At 66.1% G+C, this 7,799-nt stretch carries 9 protein-coding genes and 2 pseudogenes; 2 read left to right on the top strand and 9 right to left on the bottom strand.

The annotated features are described in order from the left end of the window. Positions 1-278: 278 nt before the first annotated feature. The 7 genes and pseudogenes from IE231_RS17915 to hisD form a co-directional block, all read right to left on the bottom strand. Positions 279-527: a proline racemase family protein gene (locus tag IE231_RS17915; RefSeq protein ID WP_201896936.1), complete on the bottom strand. Its 249-nt coding sequence runs from the start codon at positions 525-527 to the stop codon at positions 279-281. A gap of 86 nt (positions 528-613) precedes the next feature. Next, positions 614-837 (bottom strand): annotated as a pseudogene (locus IE231_RS18385) (helix-turn-helix domain-containing protein); the annotation flags it as partial. Positions 838-1,160: 323 nt separating this feature from the next. After that, entirely contained in the window at positions 1,161-1,400 is a 240-nt protein-coding gene (locus IE231_RS17920; protein WP_189695362.1) for a hypothetical protein, read from the bottom strand. Between the two features lie 20 nt (positions 1,401-1,420). Beyond that, positions 1,421-2,230: an amino acid ABC transporter ATP-binding protein gene (locus IE231_RS17925; protein ID WP_229867442.1), complete on the bottom strand. Its 810-nt coding sequence runs from the start codon at positions 2,228-2,230 to the stop codon at positions 1,421-1,423. Positions 2,231-2,255: 25 nt separating this feature from the next. Continuing rightward, positions 2,256-2,909 (bottom strand): amino acid ABC transporter permease, encoded by a 654-nt coding sequence (locus IE231_RS17930; RefSeq protein ID WP_189695364.1) that lies wholly within the window; start codon positions 2,907-2,909, stop codon positions 2,256-2,258. Positions 2,910-2,985: 76 nt separating this feature from the next. Next, on the bottom strand, positions 2,986-3,792 hold the full coding sequence (locus IE231_RS17935) for a substrate-binding periplasmic protein (RefSeq protein ID WP_189695365.1): 807 nt from the start codon (positions 3,790-3,792) through the stop codon (positions 2,986-2,988). A gap of 29 nt (positions 3,793-3,821) precedes the next feature. Beyond that, complete coding sequence (hisD, locus tag IE231_RS17940) at positions 3,822-5,141, bottom strand: histidinol dehydrogenase (RefSeq protein ID WP_189695366.1); 1,320 nt, start codon at positions 5,139-5,141, stop codon at positions 3,822-3,824. Between the two features lie 227 nt (positions 5,142-5,368). Between hisD and IE231_RS17945 the strand changes: the two genes are divergently transcribed. Together IE231_RS17945 and IE231_RS17950 are read left to right on the top strand one after the other, a co-directional pair. Beyond that, a complete protein-coding gene (locus IE231_RS17945; protein WP_189695367.1) occupies positions 5,369-6,313 on the top strand; it encodes a LysR family transcriptional regulator in 945 nt (314 codons plus the stop codon). Between the two features lie 134 nt (positions 6,314-6,447). Further along, a complete protein-coding gene (locus IE231_RS17950) occupies positions 6,448-6,672 on the top strand; it encodes a hypothetical protein (protein WP_189695368.1) in 225 nt (74 codons plus the stop codon). Positions 6,673-6,776: 104 nt separating this feature from the next. On the opposite strand, the gene IE231_RS17955 is transcribed toward IE231_RS17950, so the two are convergent. Continuing rightward, positions 6,777-7,358, bottom strand: coding sequence for a recombinase family protein (locus IE231_RS17955; RefSeq protein ID WP_189695369.1), 582 nt, complete (start codon positions 7,356-7,358; stop codon positions 6,777-6,779). 159 nt (positions 7,359-7,517) lie between these two features. Then, positions 7,518-7,799: pseudogene (locus IE231_RS17960) on the bottom strand (AAA family ATPase); the annotation flags it as partial.

Raw genomic sequence — 7,799 nt, forward strand, 5'->3', positions numbered from 1 at the left:
CGGCTCTCCGCAGCCCGCCGCTGACCCGACAATCACAACCCACTTACACCGAAAAATTGACAGTCCCCTACAGCCGGGACGCCCCGTTGTCTGAGTCGATAACGATCGTTTGCGATCCAGCTTGATGACCTCCTCGAGCTGCCGCGGAATCCGGGGCGGATGCGTGTAAAGCTTGCCGTGTACGCGACTGTGTTCAGACTTCGCTCATTTTTGATGCCCGATTCGGGCATAGCGCCGGTCCCGGTCGCATCGTCGTGCGGCGTGGAACGTTCGGGTGGTCAGCCGTAGAGCTCCCACGGCTTGCCGACGACGAAGCCTTCCTGGAAGGGGTCGGTGGGGTCCAAGACGAGCTGGTTGAAAGAGGTGATCCAGACCCGACCTGCGATGCTGGGGATGACGGCCTCGTATTCTCCGACGGTGGTCGTTGCCTCGATGCGGGCGTCGAACTTGCTTCCGATGAGTGATTCATGGCGGAAGAGCTGACCGGTCTTGAGCTCGTCGTCCCCGCGGCTGAGCCGGTCGAGCATCCGGTCCAGCTCCGGACGGCTGGCCCGGGTGGTGGATTTGACCGCTCTTGGCGGTGTTCTGTGATCGCCCGCTGGCGCTGGACCTTGAGTGCTTGCGATCGCCTGTAAAAGGTGGCCCGGGACATTCTGAGTCGTGTGCGACTTGCGCGGCAGGCTCGTCGCCTTCGACCAGGCGGATGGCGTTCCTGATCTGGCTGTCGGTGATCCGGCGTGGCCGGCCGCCGAAGTCCTTGCCGGCTTCTCGCCGTTTGCTGACGCAGTCGATGACGCGTTCGCGTTTGATCTCGTGCTCCATCTGGGCGAGGGAGGCCGTCCCAGCCGTTCGGCGATCACCGAGGCCGGCATTCCCGGAAACTCGGCCAGGATCGCTCACTCGCGCCTCGTACCCATCGAACGCCGAGGGCCGCGAAGGCTGCCGGTACACCGGCGCCCCCTCGGACCTCAGCGCCCCGGGCAACGGTTCCTGGAGGGTTCCTGCTCAATTCCTCACGAGCGCCGACAAGGCCACCCCCCGCTGGCAGATTTCCGGCTCAGTCGGTCTCGGGGAGTGAGCAGAACCGGCAGTCCGCGTCGCATTCCCGAGTAGGGGGAATCCCGGTGCTCTCGACGGGGAAGGCGTTCAAGGGCTGCTGGTCAGAGCGGGTTGGGGCAGACATCGGTTTCGACTTCCATGATCTGTGCGGCCGGGTTGGGCTGGATGGCCCAAGGCACGGGGAGGCCGTTGAAGGTCGGCATCAGGTCTCCTTCGGCGATGAAGCGCGGCCGTTCGGCGCCCGGCGTGGTCCACCAGCCGCTGGTGGGGCAGTGTTCCCCGGTCTGCCGCAGGCGCTGTTCGGACCTGCCGCCTGCGCGCGGGGCGTTTCGGCGTCGCATGTCTTCTCGTCCTTCCGCGGTCATTCCTGCGACGGCAGCATTCCCGAGCGGCTGAGCAGTGCCTTCGTCTTGGGGTGCTGTGGGTTGGTGAAGAGTTCTTCGGGAGGGCCCTGCTCGACGATGACGCCTTGGTCCATCACGACGATGCGGTCGGCGATCTCGCGGGCGAACTGCATTTCATGGGTGACGATGGCCATCGTGGTGCCTTGGGCGGCGATGCTGCGGATGACGTTGAGGACCTCGCCGACGAGCTCGGGGTCGAGGGCCGAGGTGGGCTCGTCGAAGAGCATGACGCTGGGCTCCATTGCCAGGGCCCGGGCGATGGCCACGCGCTGCTTCTGGCCGCCGGAGAGCTTGCTGGGGAAGTTGTCGGCACGGTCGGCGAGCCCGACGAGCTTCAGCTTCGGCAGGGCGACCTCGCGCGCCTGGGCGGCGGACATGCCCTTCACATCCCGCAGGGGGGCCATGACGTTCCCGAGCGCGGTCTTGTTCAGGAAGAGGTTGAAGTGCTGGAAGACGAAGCCGATGTGCGAGCGCTTCTTGGCTGTTACTGCCGGGCGCTCGTCGGTGAGGGCCCCGTTCTTCTCCTCGTATCCGACCAGCTGGCCTTCGACGTAGATCCGGCCTCCGTCGATCTTCTCGAGTTTGTTGACGCAGCGCAGCAGGGTGCTCTTGCCCGAGCCGCTGGAGCCGAGGATGACGACGGTCTCGCCCTGGCGGATGTCCAGGTTCACGCCCTTGAGGACCTCGATGCGCCGTTCGGGGACGACCTTGCCGGTCAGGCGCCGGTAGAGGGAGGTCTTCGACGGGACGATGAATGTCTTGTGCACCCCTTGGATGCTGATGACTGTTTCTTTAGGCATTGGAGCGGACCTTTCCTTCGATCCCGACGACGATGCGTGAGAGTGGAAGGCTGATGATGAGGTAGAGCAGCGCTGCCGCGGTGTAGACGGCGGTGGTCTGGAAGCTCTGGCTGTTGAGGATGTTGGCGGTCTTGAGCACCTCCGTCACGGCGATGACTGAGGTCAGGGCGGTGTCCTTGATCATCGCGATGAAGTAGTTTCCGATCGGGGCAAGGGAGACGACGAAGGACTGCGGGATGACGACCTTCCACAGCGTCCTGCTCGGGGTGTAGCCGAGGGACAGGGCGGCTTCGGTCTGTCCGTGCTCCACCGACAGGATCGCCGAGCGGAAGACCTCGGAGAGGTAGGCCGCGTAGTTGAGCCCGAGGCCCAGGATTCCGGCGGTGACCGGGTCGATGTCGATGCCGATCGAGGGCAGGACGAAGAAGATGTAGACGAGCTGGACCAGCAGGGGGGTCCCGCGGAGGACCTCGACGTAGACGACGGCGACGCCGCGGAGGAGCTTGGACTGGGAGATCCGTGCCAGTGCGACCAGCAGGCCGAGGACGAGGGCCAGGACCATGGCGCCGACGGCGAGCTGGAGGACGATGGGGACCGCCACTACCAGCTGGGGGAGGAAATTGAGGGTCTGGAGTATGAAGTCCATGATGGCTTAGTACCTAACGTGAGATGGGCCTCGGATACGGTGCCGGCCCGGGATGGCCCGGGCCGGCTGCCCTCGGCTACTTCTCGTTTGACTCGTCGAGGCCGTACTTCTTGAGGATCTCGAGGTACTTGGGCGACTTCTTCAGGTCGGCCAGGCCCGAGTTGAGGTCGTCCAGGAGCTGGGTGTCGTCTTTGCGGACCCCGGCGCCGATGGTGCCCGGGAAGTGCGGTGTGTAGGGGGAGACGAGCTTGACCTTGGGGTTCGGGTTCTGCTTGAAGCTGTAGGCAAGGACCGCGCTGTCGGTGATCGCAGCGTCGACCTGTTTGTTGGCCACTGCGGCGACCAGGGCTGCCTGGGAGTCGAAGAACTTGGTGTCCTTGGCACCGAGGGTCTTGATGAAGTCCGCGAACGCGGTGCCGGTCTGGGCGCCGACGACCTTGCCGCTGAGGTCGTCGCGGGTCTTGATGTCCGAGTCGGCCGGGACGAGCAGGCCCTCGCCCTCGGTGTACCAAGGATCGGTGAAGTTGATCTGCTTCTTGCGCTCGTCGGTGATGTACATCGCGTCGACGATGACGTCGGCCTTCTTCGCCTGCAGTGCGGAGATGAGCGTGTTGAAGTCGGTGACGAAGACCTCGACCTTCCAGCCCTTCGCCTCGGCGATGGCGTTGATCATTTCGCCGTCGATGCCCTTAAGGGTGTCCCCGCCTCCCTCGGTGAAGGAGAACGGCGCGTCGTTGGAGGTTGCGACGGTGATGGTCTTCTGCGAGCCGCCCGTGCTGCTGGCCGTGCCGGCAGTCGAGCACGCGCTGACCCCGACGACGACGGCGGCTGCGACGCCGGCGAGGACGGCCCGGCGCCCGAGCAGGGTGTCTTTGATGTTCATGGGGGTGCTCCTCTTCAGGGGGTCCGGGGTCAGCGGTTGTAGGCGTCCAGGCGGAGGGTTGCGGTCGCGCGGTGCGCCTCCATGCCCTCGAACTCGGAGATCGCGGCGACGTAGGTGGCAAGTCGGGGGGTGGCTTCCTTCTCGACGCGCTGGTAGGTGAGGGGCTTGAGGAACCGGGACACCGAGAGGCCGGCGGAGGAGCGGGCGCCGCGGCCGGTGGGGAGTGTGTGGTTCGTGCCGGAGATGCCCTTGTCGGAGTAGGCCACGGTGGACCAAGGGCCGAGGAAGATCGAGCCGTAGTTGTTGAGGTTCTCGTGGTACCAGGCGTCGTCCTCGGTCTGGATCTCGAGGTGCTCGGGGGCCAGGGTGTCCATCAGCTCCACCGCGGTCTCGCGGTCCTCGGCGACGTAGACGGTGCCGAAGTCACGCCATGCCGGCCCGGCGATGTGGCGGGTGGCCAGGGTCTCGAGCTGCTTTTCGATGTGCCGGATGACCGCCTCGCCGAAGGCGCGGGAGGTGGTGACGAGGGAGGCGGGCGACTGGGGGCCGTGCTCGGCCTGGCCGAGGAGGTCGGCGGCGACGATCTCGGGGTCCGCGGTGTCGTCGGCGATGGCCGCGACCTCGGAGGGGCCGGCGAGAAGGTCGATCCCGACGCGACCGAAGAGCTGGCGCTTGGCCTCGGTGACGTAGGCGTTGCCGGCCCCGACGAGGATGTCGACCGGGGCCTCGCCGAGGAGGCCGAATGCCATGGCAGCCAGGCCCTGGACGCCGCCGACGACGAAGGCGCGGTCGACGCCGGAGAGATAGGCGGCGTGCAGCACGGCGGGATGGCCGGCGGTCGGGCTGGTCGGTGGGGTGCAGGCGATGGCGGTGGGGACGCCGGCGGCCTTGGCCACATTGACGGACATGAAGGCGCTGGCCAGGATCGGGAAGCGGCCGGCCGGCAGGTAGGCGCCGACCCGGGGGACGGGGATGTACTTCTGCCCTGCGAAGACGCCGGGGAGGATCTCGGTCTCGAAGTCGGTCAGGTGCTCGCGCTGCTCGACGGCGAACAGCCGCGTGCGCTCGGCCCCGGCGGCCAGGGCCTCGCGCAGCTGAGGGCTGAGGGAGTCGCCGGTCCTGGCCAGCTCCTCACGGCTGACCTCGAGGTCCTTCCCCTCCCACTTGTCGAGCTTCTGCGAGTACTTGATGACGGCGTCGATGCCGTTCTTCTCGATGTCCGAGAGCATCGAGGAGACGGTCTCGATGACCTCAGGAAGCCGCTGGGCCGGGACACCACCGACCTCGGGCTCCTTGAGGGTGGTGAACTTGCCATTGATGTAAGCCTTGTCGGCCTCGTTGATCTGCATATCCGAAAAGATAGACAGCCCAAACCCCTAGGACAAGCCGATATAGAACGAAGAAAAGCATAGGATAAGCCGATGTGATGGGGGCCATTCCGAACGCAACTTCCGCACAGTTGCAGGGATCTGAGGCAGAGGTTCAGGTGGCAGCCGCAGGTCCCCAGCTGCGAGGAGTGCAGGGAATTTCCTTCGGCTCATCCGAGAGATCGCGCCCCAAGGCATAGGATGGGCCTGTGACACTGACCCAGCTGCGTGCCTTCCTCGCCGCCTTCGAGCTCGGCTCGTTCACTGCTGCGGCCACACGGCTGGGCGTAAGCCAGGCATCCATGTCCGAGCTGATCGGGCGCCTCGAGCAGGAGGTCGGCCTGACCCTGTTCACCCGTGGTGGCCGCCGGCTGATCCCCACCGCGGCCGCAATGGAGCTGCGCGAGCACGCGGAGCAGACCGTCACCTCATTCGACAACGGTCTGCAGGCGCTGCGGTCGCTGGCGTCCCTCGAGGGCGGGGTGTGCACCTTCGGCGTGCTGCGCAACGCCGGCTACTACGACCTCTCAGATCTCGTGCAGCGCTTCCACAAGCGCTATCCCAAGGTCAAGGTCCGCCTCGTAGGCCTGAACTCCGCACTCGTCGCAGAGTCTGTTGCCCGGGGCGAGGTCGAAGCCGGTCTCGTAGTGTTGCCCGTCGTCGAGGAAGGCCTGCAGATCAGGCCGCTGTTCCGCGACGAGGTCTACTACGTCTCCGCCCACCGCAGCCCCCGCCGCGGGCCCATGACGATCGAGGAGTTCGCCGAGTCCAAGCTCGTCCTCTACGACGCCTACGCCGGGTGGCGGGACCCCACCCGTCGTCAGCTGCAGGAGAGGGCGCAGCTGAAAGGACTGCGCATCGACCCGGTCATCGAGGTCGAGCACGTCGAGACCGCCCTCAACCTCGTCGCCACCGGAGCAGCAGACACTATCGTCTCCCACTCTGTGGTCAACAGCCGGGCCTTCCCCAAGAACCTGAAGACTGTGCCGTTCGCCGAGCCCCTGTACGACACGCTCGCCCTCGTCCAGCGCGAATCGTCCTACCTGTCCCCGGCCGCCCGCAAGCTCGCCGAGCTGGCAGCCCGCACCCTCAGCGAGAAGGCGGCGGCAGCAGGACTGGGGCACGGGCCAACCCCGGCCAGCGCGTCCGTCTGAGCGGACACGATCCGGGGCCCTACATGGTCGAAGTCACCGAGGACGTCGCGCAGTGAGGCGTGAAGGTGGCGCGTTTGGCCGATCCCGGGCGGTGCACCACGGCTTCTGCAGGGGCGAGAACGGGGGAGACAGACATGACAGCTGCGGCGAAGGAAGCTAGGACCGGAAAGGTCCTCGTCTCAGGCTGCGACGAGCTCAGCCCGGGGACGGAGATCGAAGCCAGGATCGGTGGCGTCTGGCACTTCGCGGGCCGGGTCGAGGAGACGCATCCCCCAATGGGACTGTTCTGGGCCGAGTCGCCAGCAGGGGAGCGGCGGATCATCGAATTCGAGGAGTACGAGGTCTACCGCGCTGCGTGAGTACTGAAAGGTCGGAGATTCCCGCTGCGCTGGCGGCCTGGTGTCCAAGCCGTCCAGCTCTGACGCGCCTCCTCGGGGTATGCCCGGGCCGCATGCCTCAATCCTCAGTCGTGCTCGAGGCTCAGGTACCGGTACACCGTTGCACGGCCGACACCGATGACTCTTCCGATGTCGGCCGGCTTGAGTCCTTGGGCCTTGAGCTCGCGGGCACGCCTGACCTTCGAGTCACTGGCGGTGACCTCGCGTCTGCCGGGGCGGCGGCCGTTGGCCGCCGCTATGGCCATGCCGGCCCTGGTGCGTTCGGAGAGCTGGTCGCGCTCGAGCTGGGCGAAGGCGGAGATGATGGTGATCATGGCCTGAGCCATGGCGCCACCGAGCTCGGTGTCCGGATCGGTCGTGATCCCGTCCCTCAGTGATCGGAACTTGATGCCCTTGGCCTTGAACGCGTCGAGCAGCTCGAGCAGGTTGCGGGTGTTGCGCCCAAGCCGGTCCAGCTTCCAGACCACGACCTCGTCCCCGCGGCTGAGCCGGTCGAGCATCCGGTCCAGCTCCGGACGGCTGGCCCTGGTCCCACTGACGCCATGGTCGCGGTAGATCCGCTCGCACCCCGCGGCCTCGAGGTCCCGGATCTGCAATGCGGTGTCCTGCTCAGCCGAACTCACCCTCGCATACCCAAGCCGCGCCATCCCGTCCCACCGTCCAGTCAAAGGTTCAAACTTGCCGATATTGAGAATACCGGAGTGAGACACATTGCTGAGACAGTCGGAGTCGCAGAACTTCGTTGAGTTCCCGCGGCTGTGGATTGGATCGCTTCTTGGCGGTGTTTTGTGAGCGGTAAGTGGCGGTCAGTCGCCGATGACGAGGATGCTGGCGGCGGCTTCGATGACGTCGTCGGTGATGGTGTCGAGCTGGTTGATCTTGAGCACTCGGGTGATCTGCGGGAAGAGGCGCTCGAGGAGCCGGAAGTTGCCGCGGGTGATGCGTTCGATCGCGGCGATGGCCTGGGCGTCGGTGAAGTCTTCGGGGTCGAGGGTGCGGCCGAGGCGTTTCCAGTGGCGGTCGAGGACGAAGAGGAGCTCGTCGCGTCCGAGGGCGCGGTAGCGGTGTGAGAATCCGAGGCGGCTGTA

The organism is Sinomonas cellulolyticus, assembly GCF_014656475.1.
In the GTDB taxonomy this organism is placed as follows: domain Bacteria; phylum Actinomycetota; class Actinomycetes; order Actinomycetales; family Micrococcaceae; genus Sinomonas; species Sinomonas cellulolyticus.

Coding starts and splice junctions, on each gene's coding strand:
- IE231_RS17915 (WP_201896936.1), bottom strand. CDS start 527: ATGCTCGACCGGCTCAGCCGCGGGGACGACGAGCTCAAGACCGGTCAG.
- IE231_RS17920 (WP_189695362.1), bottom strand. CDS start 1,400: ATGCGACGCCGAAACGCCCCGCGCGCAGGCGGCAGGTCCGAACAGCGC.
- IE231_RS17930 (WP_189695364.1), bottom strand. CDS start 2,909: ATGGACTTCATACTCCAGACCCTCAATTTCCTCCCCCAGCTGGTAGTG.
- IE231_RS17935 (WP_189695365.1), bottom strand. CDS start 3,792: ATGAACATCAAAGACACCCTGCTCGGGCGCCGGGCCGTCCTCGCCGGC.
- hisD (WP_189695366.1), bottom strand. CDS start 5,141: ATGCAGATCAACGAGGCCGACAAGGCTTACATCAATGGCAAGTTCACC.
- IE231_RS17950 (WP_189695368.1), top strand. CDS start 6,448: ATGACAGCTGCGGCGAAGGAAGCTAGGACCGGAAAGGTCCTCGTCTCA.
- IE231_RS17955 (WP_189695369.1), bottom strand. CDS start 7,358: ATGGCGCGGCTTGGGTATGCGAGGGTGAGTTCGGCTGAGCAGGACACC.